The following is a 22118-nucleotide window of genomic DNA, read 5'->3' as shown; positions in this document are numbered from 1 at the left end:
CTTTTATAATTTACCACCATATTTTCCTTTTATGATTTCTTTAATACGCATATAATTCTGTCAAGATTTATGTTTTTCTAGTAAAAAATATCTCATATGAAAAATAGGATATGCATTAAATAATTAAAATATTATCAAATGCATACCTATATACAACTATGTGTTTTGTATTTTATGTCGCTTAGTTACTCGTCTTTTTATACGGTTTACCGCTATCATTTGCTGTTTATGATACTTTAAATGATCTTTCATTTTCAAATTAGCTAAAAAATATCGCCATACATATGGAATATTATTTTTATAGCTCACATTAACTGGATCATCAACTGCAACCTCACATTTTTCCTCAACCTCTTCTGGCCACTGAGGTATTTTACTGGTTTGCATTGCAATATACCGAGAGAATGATTCCAACAGATAGTATGGAACAAGTAGTAATTTATAGAACCAATCCCATTTAGTATCAACGCGAAGAATGTACTGAAGGCCATAAATATAGCTTTCTTTTTTTTCCGAAATTGGATGGCATAAAAAAATAGTTTTAGGAAGTTCATCTAGTACATCTTCTTCCATATAGCAGCGAATAAATTCCCAATAACCCGGAATATTAACTTTGCTATCGTAAATTCCTAAACTGAATGTCTGCAATACAGTTTCTTTATCATCTGCAAGAATATGACCATCAATTCCCCATCCCAGTCCTATCCCTTTTCCTTCATAAAGCGTAAAAAAAATATCACTCCAAGGTGCTACTAAAACAGTCCCATTCACTTGATAAACATATACCATCTGTGTTTTTCGATTAAATCGTATAGGATAATGGGTTTTTCTAAACCACTCTTTTAAAAAAACACTCGAAGTGGCACACACAGTAAAAAATAAAAAGATAATACAAAACACTATAAGATAAGAATCACCAGATTCTAACGGTTCATCACGTAGAACATGCCTTAAAAAAGAAGTAATGGAAAAACAAATTAGACCTATAAGAAAAACAATAGTCATCAAAAATGATATAAGGCTAGGAAAACCTTTGAATGTATAATATCTATCAACAGTTTCCAGATACGTTGAATTCATTTTAATCACTGTATCATCATTAGTAACCAGTGGGTTGTCAGGATGTGGCTGGCCTTGACAAAGCCTATCTCTTTTTTCTTGTTCAGTCAGCTTGCGATTAAGTAAATAAGGGGTAAATAACCCCTTGTAAATTGACATAATGTAAATCCTAATTTGCCATGAGCATCAAAGTAGATATTTTTTAAACTATTTCCCCTGAGTTTCAGTACGTTTAGAAACTATCTTATCTATACGTCTTGCGGCTCTTTTCTTCTTTCTATACAGTTTAATATAGCTATCTAGCTTTTGGTTAGCGAATGTATACCGCCATAAATCTGGGATATTATTTTTATAACTAACATCAACATTATCATTGGGAGAAATCAGACAAGCCTTCTCAACTTCATTTGTCCATTGTGGAATTTTGCTTGTTCGCATAGCAATATAGCGAGATACTGACTCCAATAGGATCATCGGTAATACAATAAAGCGGATCCAATCGAATCTTGAACACAAGCGAAAACTATACAGTAGTCCAAATTTGTAGCCTTCTTTTCGATCTGCTATCGGAGGACACATAATAATAGTTTCAGCTAATTCTTTTACAACATCTTCCTCCATATAACAGCGGATAAACTCCCAATAACCTGATAGTTCACGTCTGCTACCGTAATAACCTAAGCTAAATGTTTGTAATACAGTTTTCTTATCCTCTGCCAATATATGCCCATCAATACCCCACTCTGGAAATGCACCCTTTCCTTTAGCATAAGTAAAAAACACTTTATTCCAAGAGATAGATAATACATTACCGCTAACTTGGTAGACATATATCATCTTATTTTTTCTATTAAAACGAATAGGATAGTGCGTCTTTTTGAACCATTCTTTTAGTGTTAATTTAAGACAAAAATATAATACTGGAGAAAACATTGCGGTAACAATAATAAAATCATATCTTTGAGGAATTTCTTCCTCTAAAAAATAGCGTTCAAAAAAAATCACATATCCATACAAAAATAATCCAAAGATAGCTATAAAAATGACAAAGGTAACTAAGCTTGCATTGCCTTTATCCACATAATATCTATCAACTGTTTCCAGATAGGTTGAGTTCATTTTAATGACAGTATCTCCATCTCTGATAAATTCACTTTCACAATGTGGTTTACCTTGATGAAACTGATCTATTTTTTCTTGTTGAGTTAACGGACGGTTAACTGAATAAGGAGTATATAACCCTGTTAAATGTGACATATAATTTTACTAAAAAAATTCATTGGTATTATTATGTATCAATTAGACATGTACTCAATACAAAAACCATTAAATACATGCCGAACCTTATTATTCTTTTGCTTTATGATGTCTTGTAACTTTTCTTCTGATACGTCTAACTGCCAAACCTCTCTGTTTATAAAATTGAAGATGATCTTTCTTTTTTAAACCTGCCAGTACGTACCGCCATACATAGGGAATATTATTTTTATAACTCACATCTATCGGATCATCAAAATCAATCTGACATTCTCTTTCAACCTCTTCCGGCCACTGTGGGATTTTACTGGTTTGCATGGCAATATAGCGAGAAAATGCTTCCAACATGCTGTACAAGAAAAATGGCAATCGAAAAATCCAGTCATATTTAGTATCTACACGAGTGAGATATTGAAGACCAAATATATAACCTTCTTTTCTCTCTGAGATTGGAGGACACAAAAAAATAGTTTTTTGTATCTGTTTTAATACATCCTCTTCCATATAACAACGAATAAACTCCCAATAACCAGGAAGATTCGATTTAGGTTCAAAAATAGCCAAATTGAATGTTTTTAAAATTCTCTCATTATCATCAGCTAAAATATGCCCAACAATTCCCCATTTATTTCCTCCTGTAATTGTAAAAAAAACACTATCCCAAGGTACAGATAAAACCGTACCATCTACCTGAAAAATATATACCATTTTATTTTTCCGGTTAAACCGAATGGGATAATGAGTTTTTATAAACCATTCTTTCAAAGTGATTTTTAAACTGACAAATATGATAAGACCAATAATGCTATTAATAACCAACAAAGAATAACCTAGCGGTTCATTTCTTAAATGATGAGCTTCAATAACTCTATAGCTACCAAAACCCATAATGCATAGCAAAGTAACAGCAATACCAAAACTTATCAAACTTGGGAAACCTTTAACAGAGTAATGCTTATCAACTGTTTCCAGATAGGTTGAATTCATTTTGATAACGGTATCATTGTCATTAATCAATGGATTATCAGGATGCAGTTGACCTTGGTATAAGCGCTCTCTTTTTTCTTGTTCAGTAAGCGAACGATTGGGTGGTGAATAGGGGGTAAATAATCCTGTTAAATGCGACATGATGCTTTTACTAAAAAATTCATTGACATTACTATGTACCAATTAGACATGTATTCAATACAGAAAACGGATTAAATACATGCTAAAATATATGATTAATAATTTTCTTTATAACGTATTGCTAATTTTTTTCTTATACGTTCTACAGCTTCCATTTTTTGTTTATAATCTTCCTCAGTCATACAGGCAAAGGTATATCTCCATAAGTTAGAATTACGAGTTTTATAACTTACATCAATCGGATCATCAGGGTTAATTTCACAGGAATTTTCAACTTCCTCTGGCCATTGTGGAATTTTACTGGTTAGCATAGAGATATAACGGGAAAAATTCTCCATTAATGTGAATGGAAGCCCTAATAATCTGATATATTCTATCTTAGAGGAATAACGAAATTGATATTGAAGACCAAAGATATAACCTTCCTTTCTGTTCGAAACCGGAGGGCACATATAAATGGTTTTAGCAAGATCATCCAATACATCTTCTTCCATATAACAACGTACAAATTCCCAATAAGCTGAAAGATCTTCCCAATGGCTATAATAAGGTAAGCTGAATGTTTTTAACACTGTAATATTATCTTCCGCCAGAATATGGCCATCAATTCCCCAGCCTCTCATATCACTTGTTTTACTGACACCATCATAACATGTAAAAAATATCTTGCTCCATGGTGCGGATAAAATAGTCCCATCAATCTGATAAACATGGACCATTTTTGTTTTTCGATTAAATCGAATAGGGTAATGGGTTTTTCTGAACCATTCTTTTAAAGTAATACTTAAACAAAACCATATACCAAAAATAAATATAGCCGAAAATATCCCTCCCCATAAAATATCATTGAAATTCCAATGATATGTATCAGATAAGATAGAACGATTAAAAGCGATAGCACAAATTAAAATAAACCCACCAATTAGAACCATAGCAGGAATTCCCATCATTAAGCTAGGAAATCCTTTAGGGCCATAGTACCTGTCAACAACTTCCATATACGTTGAATTCATTTTAATCACCGTATTATTATCATTAACAAGAGGAAATTCAGGGTGAGGACTCCATTGATGAAGTTGGTGGGCCATTTCCTGTTCAGTTAACGACCGATTAAAGTCATAGGGGGTAAATAACCCTTTATACATTGACATGTGATATCACTCCTAGTCCATTTCATTACATCTGAAATAATTACATTTTTTTCTACTAATTTATTTTTTACTTCTATTACCTCAGCACCTCTGATTCATATGCCTTTGCTTCTTGCAAGCCGTCTGCCCACATATGAGGAACACCAGTTTCTCCCTCAGGAATTTTTCTCCACTGACATGCCAACAGCCATTTTTGTATTTTATCTTTATCTTGTGTAAGGATATAGATAGCAGAACCAAAAAACGCTAAAGTGCATATGATTATACCCATCGGCCCCAATAATGTTAATAATAACTGCCATTTGATAGCCACCCCCACAAGTACCAAGCTAGTCACTCCTGATACTAAATATGCTGTAGCTAATTTTCTATCACTAATATCCCTATTGATAATCTCGTCGATACCATGATAAATATCCCACACAGCACCAACTACTGCTGCAAAAGCGCAGCCTCGACTAATCCAACCAAAAGCCTTTGTGTATGCTTTTAAACTCGTAGCAGTTCCTAAATTGAGAGGTAAATTTGCTACATACCGATGATTACCCCATTTTTGCAAAATAGTCTCAAGACCATCTGCCAATGTTCCTATAGCACCAATAGCGTTTGCATAATATTTGGTTTTATTTTCGAAGCTTTTTGATCGGCCTTCAAATGTTGTAGTTAATGCATATGCCTGAAAAATAAATGATGATGTGACTCCCCGAAATTGAGTGTCATTTAATTTTTTTTGAACACGTTCATTATTATAACTTGCTACAATACCACTCCTTTCATTTGTAAGAGCTCTTTCTACACCAATAACAGCATCATTAAATTTTTTGTATGGTTTCCCATCAAAAACTCGTTTTCTTAATTCATCTCCTGTGGTTATTACTAGAGCACTCTCTCTTATTTTAGCATCACGAGGAAGGGGTAAATTATCGATTTTTTCAGCTTGGGATATATCTATCAGGACATTAAATTCTCGTGTTATTTTTTTATCCATTTTACTATCTACAATTCCCAGTTCTTTCATTCTTCTACTAGCATAACGTTCCATTTTTCTCATGGATTCCTTATCACCCATACTAGTGATTTCTGCTATCCTTTTTGTCATTGCTTTGTTTAATTCCCTCTCTGTACCTTCAAATAGGATTTTTTCTATTTTATGTCCATCTTTAACTATTAAAACAGCTAGCACAGGCTTTGGAGAATGATCAATAAACTTATTTACTAAATGAAGAAATACACTTACCATTGTAGAAACATAGACCTCTATTTTCGCCATCAGAGGACCAAGCTGACCTATACTATCAGAAATACCATCAAATATTTTATTCCATGGTAAGCTTGCATAATCCGTTGCAAAACTTACTTCAACATTTATCTGCTGGATCAACGTGTTATTATTCCCCACCAAAGCCCTCAGTATATAATTATCAATATTAATTTTCTCTTGTTGTAGCTTATCAAAAAGAAAGTCTGTAATTTCTTTTTTATCTGTCATTCCATTTATGCAATCAGTCACTGCTTGGACATACATCAAAGAACAAACATTATCATTATGATTATAGTTAAGCATAAATCTTTCTTTTAACTCATCGCTTTCCAACCAATCTAAATGCATATCAATCATCGGGGAGATAATCTCCTCCATATAGACAAATAAATCATTGTTATACTTTTCCAAAAATGCATTTTCTTTATCTCTGTCTATATATTTTTCATAGGTTTCACTCCAAAATTTATCGACTTTTTCATCCAACGACTTGATGTTCTCCTCTCTCTTTTTCTTAACTGACTCTTCAATTTCAGCATTACTCCTTATCTTAAAATTATGCTTCATTCCCCTCTCTTGTAACCATTGATTGTCATTTGATTTTAAAATATTTTGCTCATATGAAACATTAACCTCTTCTATGTCTGCTCTTTTTTGATTGCAAATATTTTGCTTTAGTCCCGATAACATTGATGATAATGCCAATCCCCTAGCGTGCTTTGGATCACTTGGGAATTTATCTTTAATAAGATAGTTACAAAGTAATGAAATTTCTTTAAGAATTCCAACCGGATCTGATAAAAAAATTATAGCTCCTTTGTTATCAAATATCTGGTTAGCTTCATTAATAATATTATCTGCCTTTTCTTCAATCTCTGCATTGAAATCTGAATAATTTACTTTTATATCTTTAAATAATTTCTTTGCATCAAATATTTTTGGAATTCTAATGTTTTCTCGATGATAAATTTTATTGTAATTTTTATTAAATTCGGCTATGGTACTTTTTATTTCACTCAAAAAAGTTGCATTTTTAATGTTATTTAAATCATTTCTTAACCATGCATCCACATCAAAATTCTGCATATTTTTAATTCGATGTTCTTTATTTTCGTGCTGCTTTTTAATTTCCTCTGACCAGGGTGCATCCGACCATGCAAACCAAACAACACCATTTTCCTGCCTTGGCATAATGTACACAGTAATAAAAGAGGCTCTGGCTACTTTACTCGGGTTATCCATACAAACTGTTTTTCTATCCGAATTTAAGCACTGCGGTGAGCCACCTGTGTCAGGATGAAGATAATAGTGCCCTTTAGAATCAATCGTATAACTTTCCCATTGGTTTGATTTTTCATAATAGACGTACAAAAAACCTTCTCGTAATATACGGGCTGTATACATCGCTGCTCCTGCTTCTCCTACTGGCATACTTGCATGGTAGCTCGGATGCAATCTCGGTAATCCATCAGATTTATCCATAATTGCAGGCCTAGCCAAAAATACAGGTAATCCGTTACGCTGACAAAACCCACAACCTAATTCTGTATCCATAACTCATATTTCCTTATTCAATATAATTGATTTAATATTAATAATATCTATACCGTAAGATATAACATCAATGATCTTCATTAAATTTCAATAGTTCATCTTTTACTTTCGCCAGCTTTGGATCACTAACATTCAACATTACTCTGGAAAAATATTCTTCATATTCAGCACTAACTATCAATAATGCTTTAAAATATTTATGTTCATAAAACGATAAACTCACCGTGACGCCATAAAGTGCAAATGCAACCAAGTCATTCCTATGTGTTAATTTAAATCTCTCAGTCGCCACCTGGAATAATCCTTCAATCTCCATGCTGATTTTTTTACGTTCTTTAACATCAGAAATTGGTGGCATTTTTGCCAGCACCTGATTAATCATACCAATTCTATGAATTCGGCTAATCTGAATGTTCGCAGGTACAATTTGATAAATTTCTTTCTGCGAGAATGAAAGCGTATGCCACTTACCGGCCAAATAAAATGTCCAATTCTTAATAGCGTCAACTGATAATTGGTGACGGAAAGTATTGATATCCCATATCCATGATAAATTAAATAAAACTCTGGGGTCGTAATAACGCAGGATAAATCCTTTTCTAGATTTATCCTGAATATATAACCCATGCACCAGCCGCTTTTTCATTTCTTCCGGTGGTAATTCGCTGTCAAAAAATAAGGAAACCATAGGTTGTCTCTGTTCCTCTATCGATTTATTGATAGCAGAAAATAGATTTACCCATTGCGTTGATGACAGTTCATGCATAGAAATTAGCCATGGATATAATTCTGCCTGCGGAGCTAATAATGGAGAAACAACTTCGATAACCGGCAATTCATCATCAAGTTCAGGAAATAATGCCCTGTCAATTAGGGCATATCGGTGATTTTCCAGAGGAAGGGGTTCTGGTAGATATGTTGCGTACATAGCGTAATACCTTAGCTTAAGGGAACAGTTGCATCACCACGGCCTGCTGCTTCTGATGACAGGGTTTCACAGGCGGTAAAGTTAGGATGTGGCACGCTGATTGTTGCTGGCCCTGCGTAGTCGAAGTTTGCACTCTGTACTTTGAAATCGCCTTCTGTGCCACTTTCTATCTTGGTCGGATCAATCGTGATATAAGAGCCACCGCACTCAAATGTGATTTTCTTTTTGGCTGAAATAATGATTTCATCATCGGTACTCGTGATACTAATATTTTTCTTGGCTGTGATTTCCAGCGCATCAGTCTGAGCCTGAATCTGAAGTTTTCCTGCCACTGCGACTAATTTCATACCTAATTCATGGGCCAGAATAGAAACCGCTTTTTTGGCTGCTATTGCAATGCGTTTCAGGGCAGAAATTTCGGTATTTCTGCCCGATGTCATCACAATGTTATTGTTGGCACTGTGTTGGATATGGTTCGGTGTTGATAATGCAATTCCCCCCGGCGCACTTGCTGCAATCACCGGTTCGTTGATGCCATCAACATAACCTTCCAAAAATCGCTCCTGATTGCTGGTATCTAATGGCTCTATTTGCGCCGTTCGCATAATATTGGACAATGACTCAGCCATATCGAGAGCATCAGCTAGCTGCTGTTTTATCTGGGTTAGATCCAGTTGTTCACCAAATGCGCATTCCTGTTCGTCGGCACTGATAAACAACCCTCTCCCTGCCCGAATTGCGCCCCAGCTATCGGTACGTAGTTCAAAGCCTTCACCGCGTTTCTTTTCATTTGAATCAACAAGATGCCCCAGATTAAGCTGGCTTTTACCGCCATATTCCGTGCTCAGTTTGATATGCTCTTGCCCACGGCGGTCTTCCATGCGCAGTTTGTTATTAGTCGGGGTACGAATGACGTTGCGTGTGCGATTACGGGCGGTAATGTGATCCGGGTGGTAGGAGTCATGTAGCGCATGAGCAATGTAAGGCCGATCAGGATCACCTTCATGGAAAGCTATAGCCACTTCCGTGCCCTGAATCAGAGGAAAGTGAAAGCCGTATGTATCACCGCCATAAGGTTTCGCCAGCCGCACTGGCATGCTTTCATAACCTTTCTTTTTCTGATCACTGTCTGCATCGAATTTAACCCAGTACAATCCATCCAGATTCTGGTGTGCATAGGGATCATTGGCTATGGGGCTAGTTACGCGAGCGGTCAATGTACCACTGATAACTGGACGCGGTTTTAATGACGGACGCCAGCACAGGCCCTCGGTGTACGGTACTGCTGTGATTTTAACTAGTAACGCTTCTGCCCGGCTGCCAGTGAAACGCAGTTGAGTCATTAAGATTTTGGATTGGAACGCGGCTGGCAAGGTAGATGGCAAGGTTCTGTCTTCAATTTCCAGAACTTGTCCCGCCATCAAAGTCGGATCCGTGCTCTGCCCGTACAGCAGGGTCTGACGTGCCAGAAAACGCTCGTGGTCAAGCTGTGCCCAAAAGTTAGCGGTTTCTGGTTCAGGTGAAAGTTTATCCCCTGTCGTCAGGTGGCGCAGTTTATAGTAAGTGACATCACCATAGGTGATTTCTTCACCATCGCCACGGGTCATATCAGCCTGTGCCGAGTTCAGAATATGCTGTGCGGTACGAAAGTTATAATCTTTGGTCTGAACAGAATGTTCAACTACCTGATGACGCTGGGTCAGCCCCCAAATGGAAGCCTCTCTGTTATCATTCATCCCTGACGGGCTATTCAACGGTAGTGTTTTCCCGTATTCATAACATCGCTGTTTATCACCAAAATGCATGACTTCCGTTTGTGTATCCGGTTGTAAACGGAAGGTATAGAAAATTCCCAGCTCCGATAGCAAACGTTCGATAAACTCCCGATCACTTTCGTTGACCTGATTGATTTGCTCCCGTTTCGGGTAGGTGTTTTTCAGGTTAAATTCAAATTCCCATCCCTTGAAATTGTGTTCCCGTAAAATTTCTTCGACGATTTCCGGTACGGATTTATTCAGGAAGAAACGGTAAGAACGTTTTTGATTGCGTAGCAGAGCAAATTTCGGCTCCAGAATAATCTGGTACTGGGCTTCATCACGGGAGCCTCCCAACCGTTTGAAGTCCGTTACTACACCATGCACTACACGCTGTGTCTGTGGTGGTGTGTTGATACCAAAGACAGATTCTCCGAGTGTTCGCAGGGTGAATGTAGCACTGCGGCGTAACATCTGTTGTGGCTGAATATCCTGCTCTGAGCTAGTAAAGGCAATGCGGTAGCGATAGGTATCGCTCATGGCTTCACGTCCGGTAAAATCCTCTACATCCAGTACAGCATCACAGCCCTGAATTCCCAGAGTGTAGCGGTTCAGGGTATTTGCCAACACTGTTCCTGCTTTTTTAGCAGTATCTAATAAATTCATGACCTATCCTCCCCTGATAAGATCTCTTTATCAAACGTCAGCGTGATACCTTCCTCGTCATAACCCAGCGTTAATGTATTAGCTGCCTGTTGAGTAGCCTGACGCATCAGCAGTTGTTGGCTCAGTACCGGCAGAATTTGCTGGTTCAGCAAGCTATCGATATTACGTGCGCCTGTATCTGGTAGCAGACAGGCTTCCACCAGTGTGTTATACAGAGATTCTTCTACTACACAGTCCAGTCGGTAATGCAGTTTCAGACGTTTTGCTACCTGTGCCAGTTTCATCTCCACGATGGTGCGCAGCGCTTGTGCTCCCAGCGGACGGTAAATTACAGTTTGAAAACGCGCCAATAATGCTGGCTGGAAGTGATCACGCAGTATCGGCCGCAACAATTCATGCAGTGTGCTATCCGTCGCTTCTGGCTGTTCATCCAGTAACTGCATCAAATGATCACTACCGAGATTAGAAGTCATGACGATAACGGTGTTGCGAAAATCAATTTCCCGACCTTCTCCGTCACGCATAAAACCACGATCAAACACTTGATAGAACAGGTTCATCACATCACGATGCGCTTTTTCTACTTCATCCAACAAAACTACGCTGTAAGGTCGTTTGCGTACCGCCTCGGTCAGAATTCCTCCCTGACCATAACCCACATAACCCGGTGGTGAGCCTTTGAGCTGGCTGACTGTATGCGGTTCCTGATATTCCGATAGGTTAATCGTTATCAGCGATTTTTCGCCACCGAACAGACTGTCTGCCAGCGCCAGTGCTGTCTCGGTTTTGCCAATTCCACTCGGCCCCACCAGCAAAAATACACCCAACGGCCCGTTTTCGGATGCCAGCCCGGTTTTCGCAGCCCGTAAGCGTTGAGCCATACTTTCCAAGGCAGCTGATTGGCCAACAACCCGTTTTTCCAGATGCTGTTCCAGTGACAATAGATCGGCCTGTTCATCTTTCATCAGGCTGGATAGTGGAACGCCCGTCCAGTCAGCGATAACAGTAGCGACCGTGCGCACATCTACATCCAGCCCCAGTAACGGTGCTCCGTTCTGAATTTCTGCCAGTTGTTGTTGCAGTTGGGCATTTTCTCCAGCGTTACTCCCTGACTGACGACAATCCAGTAACTGTTCCGTCAGCACTTTTTCTTTCTGGTATTGTGCTTCAGTCAATTGAAGTTGGTTTTCCAGTGTTTCTCGTTGTTGGGTGATATCAATCAGGCGACTGACTTCCACCGCATTACCAACAGAATGATCTTCCTGCAAGGATTCCGCTTCTAAATCCAGTGCTGCCAGCGATGAGCGTAACCGTACCAGTTCATCTGGCTGGGTATCGAGGCTCATTCTGACCCTCGCACTAGCGGTATCCAGCAGATCAACGGCTTTATCCGGTAACTGGCGACCCGTCAGGTAGCGGCGGGATAAAGTCACTGCGGCTTTCACTGCATCATCGGTAATATGCACTCCATGATATTTGGCATAACGAGGTTTCAGGCCTCGCAGCATCAGGCTGGCTTTTTCATCATCCGGTTCATCTACTTTGACAATCTGGAATCGACGTTCCAGTGCGGCATCCCGCTCAAAGTACTGTTTATATTCCGACCATGTGGTTGCTGCGATAGTGCGTAGTTCACCACGAGCTAAGGCTGGTTTCAGCAGGTTGGCAGCATCCGCCCCACCGGCCTGATTGCCTGCACCGATAATGGTATGAGCTTCATCGATAAACAGCAGAATTGGCGTCGGGGATTGTTGAACAGCATCAATGATATTTTTCAGCCGTTGTTCAAATTCCCCTTTTACTCCCGCTCCTGCCTGTAATAATCCTAAATCCAGTGTACGCAGGCTGACCGTTTTCAGGCTTTCAGGAACATTACCCTCGGTAATGCGCAAGGCTAATCCTTCCACCAGCGCTGTTTTACCGACTCCCGGCTCCCCCACCAGTATCGGGTTATTTTTACGACGGCGGGATAGAATGTCGATCATCTGACGGATTTCATCATCACGACCAAAAACGGGGTCAATATTGCCGGCTTTAGCTTTCTCAGTGACATCTAAGGTGAATTTATCCAGTACAGCCAGTAGTGCATCGGATAACGGTTTGTCGGTCAGCGGAGTGGTTCTCGCGGGAGACGTGGATGGGGAATCCGGAGAGAATGTCGTGTTATCATGTCCTAGCATTGCTTGTTGCTGTACTTCCGGGCGCTCTTCAGACTGGGCATCCAGCACTGGGCGCAGGCGTTGTAACTGAGAAGTTCCTACTGTCAGCAAAGGCCATGCACCTTCGCAACTCACTAATGAAGGCGTTTCCAGCAGAGCAAAAAGTAAATGGATGCTACGGATATGCCCTTCTCCTTCTTCCAGTGAAGCAGATAACCAGGCATTTTTTATCAAAGTTAATAATGGGGAAGAAAGTTGGGGACGGCTGTGAACAGTTCGGGGATAAGCATCGATATGATCTAACAGAGACTGCCACAACGCCCCCATATCCCACTCATAACGGCGAGCCAGCACTGTGATATCACTTTCACCCCGCTCAAGAATTTTGAGCAACCAGTGCTCGACGGTGATTTCAGCATGTGCCCGTGTCTGGCACAGGGAGGCTGCGGCTTCCAGTGCCTGTGCGCAGTATGGGTTTAACCGGCGCAATAACATTGCAGATGAATTTTCCATAGTTCTTTTCTCCTTGGCTTACTTGTCACGCTTATTGGGCTTGTCGAATGCGCTTCCCGATATTCCGGCACGCTACCGCCATAACCGTTAACCGAGGCCCATAGGGTGACTAAGATTGATTGTTGCTCCCTTTGCCAAACCTCCGCGTCTGAAATTTTGCAAAAACAGAGGATTGGCAAAATAGCCGCTAAGAGAAACTGTGTTCTGATAAAAGTGTGATGATAAAAGTAAAAAAACAGGCGGTTTCCCGCCTGCTGAAGATGCCCCCGAAATTATTTCTCCATAATATGAACAGATCCTTTATTCGCTTCCGGTGAAGGTACTGTTACTACTGCCTGACAGGTATTCTCCTGCGGCACCAGACTGATTTCGACACGGCGGTTCGCTGCACGGCCAGCTTCTGTTTCATTGGATGTAACAGGCTGGTCTGCTCCATGCCCCTGCACCGCAAAACATACAGCCGGAATATCACTATTTTGTAGCATCCAGTCACGTACAGCTTCAGCACGTTTAAGGGAAAGTTGTTGATTAAATTTAGGATTGCCGGTGTTATCGGTATAACCCGAGATCACAATTTTCTGATCAGGTTTGCCCTTAATTTGTACAAGTGCATTTACCAATACTTTGGTGGCATTTGATTTCAGGGTGGATTTACCTACACCGAATAAGGCTAAGCTATCCAAACTGACGGTCTGAGCCTTAGGCATAACCGGTGGTGGTATTGATTCGACAGGCTCTGGCGGTGTGGGTGGTGCCCAGCTGGCAATTGCAGCTTGTACAATCAGGAATACTTTTTGTCCCTGATACAAACCAAGCGAATGAGAAAGAGGTTCTCCTCTGCGATGCCAGTCAGATAATAAAGTTGCATCTTCTTTCAGTTGATTCCAGACCTGAGTCTTCGGTTCAGAGGGTTCTTCCACCAAACGTTCAAATAACACCAGATCACCCTGTATCTGCGTCAATAGATTCCGGTTATTACCATAACTTGCTAATAAAGCCAGAAGTAAGAAAACACCAGTCATTGCTCCCGCAACACCGGTATAAATTTCCATATTCGTCAGGCGGCTATTTCGGGGTAATTGCGTCAAAAGTACATCCGGAAAAGGTAACTGAGTCGCAATATCTGCAACCTTAGGCACTGTTAAGGTCGTTGTATTTTTTAATTGTTGTAACCAGAGATTGTCAGCTACTACCTGTAATGACGAAAAATTAAGTGCCATTGCACAAGGTGCCAAAACGGGTGTCCCCGTTTGAGGTAATTCCAACAAAGGTAAAAATTGTGTATTCAGCCATTGTACAAACTGGTCCAACCAAACCATTTGAGAACAATGCGTCAGATATTCACCCTGCTTAGGAACCGACCAAACTGACAAGGGCTGAGTTGTTTGGCTTGTACTTCTTACCTGCAATCCTGCCGTGGTGTCATGTAAGGTAAACCATGTTGCTTCTGCCTGAGATAACACTGCATCTGATGTGACTAACGGGTTAAGATAACCACATAACCAAAATGGCGGCAGATGACCAATCAACTCCCTGCTTTCATCCAGTGCTCGCCGCCATTCCAATACGGATTGCTGTAATTTATCCTGATTATTTAACTGCTCAGGAATAATACAAAACATAACGGAAAGGTTGGCTAAAAGCGCTGGAGAGTTTTCTGCAATATGTTGCACTGTATGAATAAATGATTTTGGTTCTGACGTCGCAAGATACCATCCCTGCAATCCTTCTCGATGAGTAGAGCCCTGACTGAACAGCGCCTGAGAATAGCCGCATACCAGCACCAGTGAACCGCGAAAATCCTCAGCAGGTAAAGAAAGGTGATTAAAATCGCTACTCTGTTCCTGATACTGTTTCGCCTGATGACGCCAACGGAAGATTAAACAGCCCGCTACAGCTAATGTCATTAACGATAAAAGCAGGCATATACCGGTTCCTAATGACCAAAAACCCCAGATGAGCCAGAAAATCAGTAAGACCGCCAACAGACACAGCCCTTGTTTGAACAAGATTCTCATCGAGGGGTTATCCTTGGTTAAACAATTGATGAGCGAGTTGCTGTAATGATGCTGAGAGTCCCCACCATAATGTCCCTAACGCGATCACACCTGTGAGCCAGCCTATCCAATACATCCGACGACGGCTGAAATAGCGGGCTGGCTGGACAACTCGCGGTTGAGAAGCAACGAGTGCGTAAGGCGGGACTTGACGCGTTAAGGCAGTCAAAACATCTTCCCTATGATCATTTTCGGGCGTTTGATATTTACCGCTGAATCCCAGGGTCACTACACGGTGAAAACAAATCAAAACAGCCGGATCCGGGGCTGGCTCATGTAATACCGTACGAATGCGATCCCAAAGTTTGTCCCCTGCTTCCAGCGTATTGAAATATTTGGTCTGAAGCGGTGATTGTAGCCACTGTGTGTACCCTTCATCCTGCACACCACGATTCATTACGCTTTCATCCAATAACGCACATTGCGCATACGACATATGCTCAACCGCTGATTTGGAAAAACCGGCCTGCTCCAGAGATTCGCGTGTTTTATCTACCTGTTCACAGGCTCGGCGATAAAGTGCCTTACCGTTTTCAATCGATACCCCATTACGCAGTTGGCATACCATAAGCCAAGTATCAGCAAACAAAGTATCGATAGTGACAGCTATGTCCTGATTTTTATCTGGTTGTATAAAGTTAGTCATGAGCGCAGCACAGCAAATAATTCAAGTTGAACATCACCCAAAGTTCCGGGTACGTAAAAAGCACAATGCCCTGAATCCAGCATGGATTTCGCGGAAATATTATTGAGCTCTAACGCGAAGTATTGATTTTCAAGCCGCATCGGGATCGCTGCCGGAACGTGAGAAAGCGCCTTAAGTGGTACTCCGTTCAAGGCCACGTTAACCACATTTGCGACCTCATCCGGGCTACCCACCTTACATAACAATGGAAATTGAGTTTGTAACAGGTGAGCTGACAGAGAAGAACGTACTGACAGATAAAAATCAGCCTCTTCACGCAGACGGCTATCATTGAGATCACCTTTCCAAAATTGACCATTTTTCGCCAATTCAATCGGAATAACCCGGGAAGGCAGACTCGCCTCTAACAGTTCATTTAGCAAAGCAAACAAAGGTGGGAAAACAGTTCCCGGAGAAAGATGCTGATAGGCAGGAATATCTTCAGGTTGATGCTCGAGTGAAAAAGTCAACAAACTACCCGCCAGACGAACCAGTTCACGATAAAGTAACTCTGGATGACGAGTCGGGCTTGCTAAGAGTTCAGCTAACACGGGTTCAGCACTATTCAGCGCATTCAGCAGCCAAAACAGTGAAACATCCGCCACGGCAAAATCAGCCATCCGTTCATTACTTTCCCGACGAATACTCATAAGACGACGACGTTTTGCTTTCAGGCGATGCATCAGGTCTGTCAGTGATCCCATAAGTCTTTGGCTGGCTGAGCACGCTAACATGGGTGGAATAAAATGACGGTCAAATGTCCACTGCCCTTGAGAATTACGAATAAGGCGAGCTACCGGACAAACCAGATAAGCCCCATTTTCCTCATGGGAATAACGCAAAGTGATGGCATAACGTTCAATCGCAATATCCGTCATTTCGTTACCAATTAAATCTTGTACAGGTACCCATTCCTGCTGGTAACGACGTGGCCGATCATTGTGCCCATCCTGAGCCAGATTACCGCCATTGGCCTGCAATAAAGGCAAGGCAAGTACGATATCAACGCTTTCTTTTCCTTTAATAGAAGAGAGATCAACCGCAGGAGGAAGATTATCAGCAATAGCGGTATCAATGACGGAACCATCTGGAAAACGAACGATCAATTTGATTGCATTCAAGCGAGAAATCGCCAATGCGCCTTCATCAAATTCTGCTTCCAATACGCCCCAGGGGTTAGCGATGGCTAATTGTGCAACAGTATCCGTCAGATACGATTCCCAACGAGCCTGCTGCTGGAATTGTTGTGGAGCTAAAAAGGCACCATCACTCCATAATGGGCGGTAAATTTTCATATTCGTTCCCGCTTACAATCATTTGTATATGGAAAATTACTCATTTGCACTTGCAGAACTTATTACACTTAAAACAATATAAAGTAGTTAATTAAGTGATATTATCAATGAGATATTTAAAAATGGCTGCTGTGGTGCTATATAACAATGCAACAATAAACAACCTATCCAAAATCAATAGAAAATGATGTTCCTCCCTAACGATATTTAGTCAATCCATCTGATAAAGTTAAATTATTTTTCGCCCAGAAACTCAGAATAAAAAGGCTATCATAACCACTAAAATTAAAGCATATTATTAACATTTTTAATCAATAGAATTAATTATAAATATCATTGCATTCTTTCCTATTGATAAAATGTAAACCATTCCTCACGTAAAATTATTTTTTGGAGATTTTTTTAGCAGCCTTCAGGATAGATGCTAGTTTTAATTACATATCCAACGGATTTTTATTGACACTGACATAGTGAGTTAAAGACTCGATTAAATAAATCTGAAAGACAGTAGCGATTATTTTTCCTGTAATATTAAATAGTCATTATCTGGAGGCAATCATGATTAATAGTAGACCTAGCTCACCAACTCTTTCTAATTCTAGTAGTCAATATCATTCTACCGATTCTGTCGGTGCAGATTATGTGTTCCTCCCCCTCCAAGATAAGCCGACTTCTTTAGACATGGAAAATATGTATTTATTAAGTATAAGTGAATTAAACCATTTCATGATGGATAACGGTCTAGCATCAAACAAAAAAGAAAGTTTAGAAAAAATAATAAGGATAGCTACTTACCATAATTACGTACTTGAATTGAATAATAATCACACAATAACCACACAACAAATGTTAAGAAATTGTTTAAATTCGTTAAAGGTGACTCAAGAAAAATCTTACAATGATATATTTTATTATACAACTATGGCTGTGGCGTTTTCTGGCAATATGGTAGCTAATAATTCTGAAACAATTTCATCTTATGTTGTTGCTATGGCAATGAAGATAATTTCTGGTGGTCTTGTACACCAGCCGCTCACCATAATGACATGTTATAATCTTTGTAAAGAGATTGTATCTAAATATATTAAACAAAAGAAACCCACTCCTGTTGACAATATTATTGAATATTGTCAAGAAATAGCTAAGGAAAAAACCATCGAGATAATTCAAGATAATACGATAAAAAATCCTATCAATCATACCTTAAGATACCTAGGAGAAATAATATCTAAAGCTCATAATCATTATTCCAATGTTAAAGATCATATAAGCGATAGAGATATTGAAATTTTGGAAAAATTAATTCCATGGACAGCAATGGGTGATAAAAAAATGCGCAAATTTGCTTTTAATAGTGAAGAAGATGATAAAGTATATTGTCCTATAACACGGGGGGATTATTTTTCAAATATCATTTCTATATATTTGAAAAATAAATGACAGGAATGAAAAATAAAGGTATGAAATTAAGATTTTTTTAAATTTTACTCCATTTTGGTAAATGCATTACAGTCCTAAATATACAATACAAGAAGGTATTAATGCAGATATTAAATACAGGTCACACATTCATTAATAGATTATTAAATTTGCAAAAACAGGCGGTTTACCGCCTGCTAAAATACAATTTAATTAGGCTGTAGTACGCTCATTCCATGCGTCGGAATGAATGATGTTACCATCTTTATAAGTCCAGGTGATTTTTTCATAACGCAACTCGATTTCTTCCAGATGGTTATGTTTTTCTTTCGCTGGATCTTTAATATCGTGCATCTTCGGTGCGACTTTCACGACTTTTACATTTTCCAGAGTAGTATTGAAATATTCCACTTCCTGACCTGCATCATCAATGCGGTACCATTTGAATTCTGCGGTTTTCAGCGTCTGACCAGTGGTAACTGCTTTGTACAGATAAGGGCTGGACGCATCGATTTCTTTAACAAAAATAAATGGGGTGTGGATACGAGTACCTGTCAGTTTGCCGGTATTATTGTCCGTTGGAATGTACAGGTTATGATCCTGTGCAACAACTTCGATACTGCCTTCGCGGCTTTGCACATCAACAGAGCCTTTAATATCCGCGCCGCCATCATCTTTCAGCCATAGATAGACAGGAATTGCCATTTTTATTTCTCCATAATTTAAATAAATTCTTCACAAAGTTCCGGTGAAGATATTCATTTGTTACCTGACAGGACTAGCCTGTAATAACAAATTGATTTTTAATACAACAGGTTGATACAACAACTAACCTCCTGTCAGATGTCATATCTTTAAATGCAACCGGACAACATCAAAACCGTAATCCCGTATTGCAAAGTAAGTCAGTAAAGTTTCTACTGCTCTTTAATAATTTCAGCCAGTTCCATCCCTAAGAATGCAATGACTAAAATTATTAAGGCGCTCATCTATCCATGATAAGCATCCATTTTTCGTAATATCCCTATCAGTTTTCAAACAGTGACTTTGCTAACCACACCTTGAAATCAACTGGGTACAATCTTTAATTACGCTTTGGCTTTCGGCATCTGAGAAACCAGTGACAAGTTAATGTCCATTCCCTCAACCTGGAAGTGAGGTACTGCATACAGTTTCACGCGGAAAAAACCCGGGTTATCGTCAATGTCTTCTACTACGACTTTCGCATCACGCAACGGATGCGATGCCTGCAAGTCATCACTCGGGTCAGTCATTTCTGTTACCAGCCCACGTACCCAATTATTCAGCTCCAACTCCAGCAGGCGTCGATCTTTTGTCGTGCCGATATTTTCACGCTGGATCAGTTTCAGGTAATGCGCTATCCGTGATAACAGGAAGATATATGGCAGGCGCGAGTTAATGCGACTGTTGGCTGTTGCATCCGCCGTATCGTACAGTGCTGGTTTCTGGCTGGAATTCGCAGAGAAGAAACATGCGTAATCGCGGTTTTTGTAATACGACAGCGGAATAAATCCCAGATTAGAAAATTCAAACTCGCGAGTTTCCGGGATCATCACTTCTGACGGAATTTTCACCTGACTGCCCGTACCTAAATCGTACAAATGGATCGGTAGATCTTTCACCGCGCCGCCCGCCTGTGGCCCGCGAATTTGTACACACCAACCGTTATTGATAAAGCTTTTCACCATATTCGCTGCAAACGCAAATGTCGCGTTTGTCCACAAATATTTCTCGTGATCCGGCCCTTTTACTTGTTCAACGTAGTTAAAATTGCGTACTGGAATTGTATCCGGCCCATATGGCAGACGACCCAATACTCGTGGCATAGTCAGCCCGATATAACGTGCGTCGTCTGAATCCCGGAATGCTTTCCATTTCAGATATTCTGCACGGTCAAAATAGTTACCGATATCCTTTATCGCTGCTACTTCTTCCATTGTTTCCTTGCCAAAGAAGGCCGGCCCTACTGAGCCAATAAACGGCATATGCGCCGAAGCAGACACTTTGGCAATATTACGTAACAGAGCCACATCCTGCGGGCTACGATTAAACTCAAAGTCGGATATTATCGCTGCTATCGGTTCACCACCCGGAGTGTCATACTCCTGAATATAGGTGTGGTGATACAGTCCGCTTTGAATGATTTCAGGGCTATCTTCAAAGTCTTGACGCAGATCATCTTTCGCCACGTCCAGCACTTCTATTTTCACGTTCTGGCGAAAATCCGTCCGATCCACCAAAAATTTCAGCCCGCGCCACGCTGATTCTACTTTCTGAAATTCCGGATGATGCATTACCACATCCAACTGGTGGCTGATTTGCTGATCCAGCTCCGCAATATGGTGATCCAGCAAGGTTTTATCCAGTCGTTCTACTTTCTGACCCGCAGACTTCAGACGCTCCAGAAATACCTGCATCGCTGCCGTCACGCGCTCATCCGCTGTCGCATCTGCCAGAGCCGCATTATCCTGATATACATTGATATCCCCCAGCGTTGAAACCGGGTTCAAATTGATTTTCTCAAACAGCGCGGCATAGACTCCTTCCGTCACCGTTCCCTGAGCCAGCACTGTCTCTTGTGCCCCTTGCATAGTTTCAGTATTTACAGACATCAGCATAATCCTGTAGTCAAGGTATCCGTTAAATTAGTCATGTTTCGGGGCCAGACCGGCCAGTTCACTGCGTAGTTCGTCGCTCAGAGATGGATCTTTCAAAATCGCTTCCAGTTCACGCCGAAATTCTACGTTATCCAGTAGATTGGATTTCAGATCGCGTAGCAGATTACGCATCGCTAACATAGCGCGCAGCTGTGGAATTTGACGGGCTACTTGTTCAGGCTCGAAATCCTTCATGTCCTTGAAGCTCAGAGCAACATTTTCTTCGCTGCCATCTCCCGCCAGAGTGTTTTCAACAGTTAATTTAACGCCGGGCTGAAAGTCAGCGAGCACACTGTTAAAGTTGTTTTTGTTAATATTGATTTTTTCACGCTCGGAAAGGGGGCGCTGTTTTTGGCCATTGCTATAATCACCCATCACTAATAATTTCAGGGGCAACTCCACTTTCTTTTGTGCCCCACCCGTGTGTAAATCGAGCTTAATATTAACCCGAATTCTGGATAAAAAATTGACGTGAGGCCTGTTCCAGGAGCAAAGTTTTGGTGAAAGCCGAAAACCACTCCGGAGAGGAACAGGCTATGAACAAATTAGTTGAA

15 protein-coding genes are annotated in these 22118 nt (G+C 40.3%); 1 reads left to right on the top strand and 14 read right to left on the bottom strand.

Annotation, left to right across the window (positions count from 1 at the left end):
• Positions 1–156: 156 nt before the first annotated feature.
• From AACX38_RS17755 to tssK, 11 genes are all read right to left on the bottom strand, one after another.
• Complete coding sequence (locus tag AACX38_RS17755) at positions 157–1218, bottom strand: DUF6708 domain-containing protein (RefSeq protein WP_228865083.1); 1062 nt, start codon at positions 1216–1218, stop codon at positions 157–159.
• A gap of 48 nt (positions 1219–1266) precedes the next feature.
• On the bottom strand, positions 1267–2316 hold the full coding sequence (locus AACX38_RS17750) for a DUF6708 domain-containing protein (RefSeq protein ID WP_228865082.1): 1050 nt from the start codon (positions 2314–2316) through the stop codon (positions 1267–1269).
• Positions 2317–2406: 90 nt separating this feature from the next.
• Positions 2407–3444, bottom strand: a complete 1038-nt coding sequence (locus tag AACX38_RS17745) for a DUF6708 domain-containing protein (RefSeq protein ID WP_228865081.1) — start codon at positions 3442–3444, stop codon at positions 2407–2409.
• A gap of 95 nt (positions 3445–3539) precedes the next feature.
• The gene (locus tag AACX38_RS17740; protein ID WP_228865080.1) at positions 3540–4595 is read right to left on the bottom strand and encodes a DUF6708 domain-containing protein; all 1056 of its coding nucleotides are present in this window, start codon (positions 4593–4595) and stop codon (positions 3540–3542) included.
• 76 nt (positions 4596–4671) lie between these two features.
• On the bottom strand, positions 4672–7410 hold the full coding sequence (locus AACX38_RS17735) for a T6SS effector BTH_I2691 family protein (protein WP_228865079.1): 2739 nt from the start codon (positions 7408–7410) through the stop codon (positions 4672–4674).
• 67 nt (positions 7411–7477) lie between these two features.
• On the bottom strand, positions 7478–8338 hold the full coding sequence (locus AACX38_RS17730) for a DUF4123 domain-containing protein (RefSeq protein ID WP_228865078.1): 861 nt from the start codon (positions 8336–8338) through the stop codon (positions 7478–7480).
• Between the two features lie 11 nt (positions 8339–8349).
• On the bottom strand, positions 8350–10758 hold the full coding sequence (locus tag AACX38_RS17725) for a type VI secretion system Vgr family protein (protein WP_228865077.1): 2409 nt from the start codon (positions 10756–10758) through the stop codon (positions 8350–8352).
• Positions 10755–13430, bottom strand: a complete 2676-nt coding sequence (gene tssH, locus AACX38_RS17720) for a type VI secretion system ATPase TssH (protein WP_228865076.1) — start codon at positions 13428–13430, stop codon at positions 10755–10757. The genes AACX38_RS17725 and tssH overlap by 4 nt, the downstream gene beginning before the upstream one ends.
• A gap of 272 nt (positions 13431–13702) precedes the next feature.
• Positions 13703–15448: an OmpA family protein gene (locus AACX38_RS17715; RefSeq protein ID WP_228865075.1), complete on the bottom strand. Its 1746-nt coding sequence runs from the start codon at positions 15446–15448 to the stop codon at positions 13703–13705.
• Positions 15449–15455: 7 nt separating this feature from the next.
• A complete protein-coding gene (gene tssL, locus AACX38_RS17710; protein ID WP_228865074.1) occupies positions 15456–16133 on the bottom strand; it encodes a type VI secretion system protein TssL, short form in 678 nt (225 codons plus the stop codon).
• Positions 16130–17467: a type VI secretion system baseplate subunit TssK gene (gene tssK / locus AACX38_RS17705; protein WP_228865073.1), complete on the bottom strand. Its 1338-nt coding sequence runs from the start codon at positions 17465–17467 to the stop codon at positions 16130–16132. The genes tssL and tssK overlap by 4 nt, the downstream gene beginning before the upstream one ends.
• 558 nt (positions 17468–18025) lie before the next feature.
• Here tssK and AACX38_RS17700 point away from each other — a divergent pair.
• Positions 18026–18907 carry a hypothetical protein gene (locus tag AACX38_RS17700; protein ID WP_228865072.1) on the top strand — a complete coding sequence of 294 codons (882 nt, stop codon included), beginning with the start codon at positions 18026–18028 and terminating at the stop codon, positions 18905–18907.
• 192 nt (positions 18908–19099) lie between these two features.
• Here the strand turns inward: AACX38_RS17700 and AACX38_RS17695 are convergent, their stop codons facing one another.
• From AACX38_RS17695 to tssB, 3 genes are all read right to left on the bottom strand, one after another.
• The gene (locus tag AACX38_RS17695) at positions 19100–19591 is read right to left on the bottom strand and encodes an Hcp family type VI secretion system effector (protein WP_099124064.1); all 492 of its coding nucleotides are present in this window, start codon (positions 19589–19591) and stop codon (positions 19100–19102) included.
• Between the two features lie 383 nt (positions 19592–19974).
• The gene (gene tssC, locus AACX38_RS17690) at positions 19975–21525 is read right to left on the bottom strand and encodes a type VI secretion system contractile sheath large subunit (protein ID WP_228865071.1); all 1551 of its coding nucleotides are present in this window, start codon (positions 21523–21525) and stop codon (positions 19975–19977) included.
• A 27-nt stretch (positions 21526–21552) separates the two neighbouring features.
• Complete coding sequence (gene tssB / locus AACX38_RS17685) at positions 21553–22017, bottom strand: type VI secretion system contractile sheath small subunit (protein WP_228865084.1); 465 nt, start codon at positions 22015–22017, stop codon at positions 21553–21555.
• Between the last annotated feature and the right edge of the window lie 101 nt (positions 22018–22118).

The organism is Xenorhabdus sp. PB30.3 (assembly GCF_963895965.1).
In the GTDB taxonomy this organism is placed as follows: Bacteria; Pseudomonadota; Gammaproteobacteria; order Enterobacterales; family Enterobacteriaceae; genus Xenorhabdus; species Xenorhabdus stockiae.
Note: the sequence above shows the minus strand (reverse complement) of the source record. Positions and strands in the feature narration are given on the sequence as shown.

What these genes read in the sequence shown, in the direction of transcription:
- AACX38_RS17700 (WP_228865072.1), top strand. Translation starts at nt 18,026, where the DNA reads ATGATTAATAGTAGACCTAGCTCACCAACTCTTTCTAATTCTAGTAGT.
- tssC (WP_228865071.1), bottom strand. Translation starts at nt 21,525, where the DNA reads ATGCTGATGTCTGTAAATACTGAAACTATGCAAGGGGCACAAGAGACA.
- AACX38_RS17730 (WP_228865078.1), bottom strand. Translation starts at nt 8,338, where the DNA reads ATGTACGCAACATATCTACCAGAACCCCTTCCTCTGGAAAATCACCGA.
- AACX38_RS17750 (WP_228865082.1), bottom strand. Translation starts at nt 2,316, where the DNA reads ATGTCACATTTAACAGGGTTATATACTCCTTATTCAGTTAACCGTCCG.
- tssK (WP_228865073.1), bottom strand. Translation starts at nt 17,467, where the DNA reads ATGAAAATTTACCGCCCATTATGGAGTGATGGTGCCTTTTTAGCTCCA.
- AACX38_RS17740 (WP_228865080.1), bottom strand. Translation starts at nt 4,595, where the DNA reads ATGTCAATGTATAAAGGGTTATTTACCCCCTATGACTTTAATCGGTCG.
- tssL (WP_228865074.1), bottom strand. Translation starts at nt 16,133, where the DNA reads ATGACTAACTTTATACAACCAGATAAAAATCAGGACATAGCTGTCACT.
- AACX38_RS17755 (WP_228865083.1), bottom strand. Translation starts at nt 1,218, where the DNA reads ATGTCAATTTACAAGGGGTTATTTACCCCTTATTTACTTAATCGCAAG.
- AACX38_RS17745 (WP_228865081.1), bottom strand. Translation starts at nt 3,444, where the DNA reads ATGTCGCATTTAACAGGATTATTTACCCCCTATTCACCACCCAATCGT.
- AACX38_RS17715 (WP_228865075.1), bottom strand. Translation starts at nt 15,448, where the DNA reads ATGAGAATCTTGTTCAAACAAGGGCTGTGTCTGTTGGCGGTCTTACTG.
- AACX38_RS17725 (WP_228865077.1), bottom strand. Translation starts at nt 10,758, where the DNA reads ATGAATTTATTAGATACTGCTAAAAAAGCAGGAACAGTGTTGGCAAAT.
- AACX38_RS17735 (WP_228865079.1), bottom strand. Translation starts at nt 7,410, where the DNA reads ATGGATACAGAATTAGGTTGTGGGTTTTGTCAGCGTAACGGATTACCT.
- AACX38_RS17695 (WP_099124064.1), bottom strand. Translation starts at nt 19,591, where the DNA reads ATGGCAATTCCTGTCTATCTATGGCTGAAAGATGATGGCGGCGCGGAT.
- tssH (WP_228865076.1), bottom strand. Translation starts at nt 13,430, where the DNA reads ATGGAAAATTCATCTGCAATGTTATTGCGCCGGTTAAACCCATACTGC.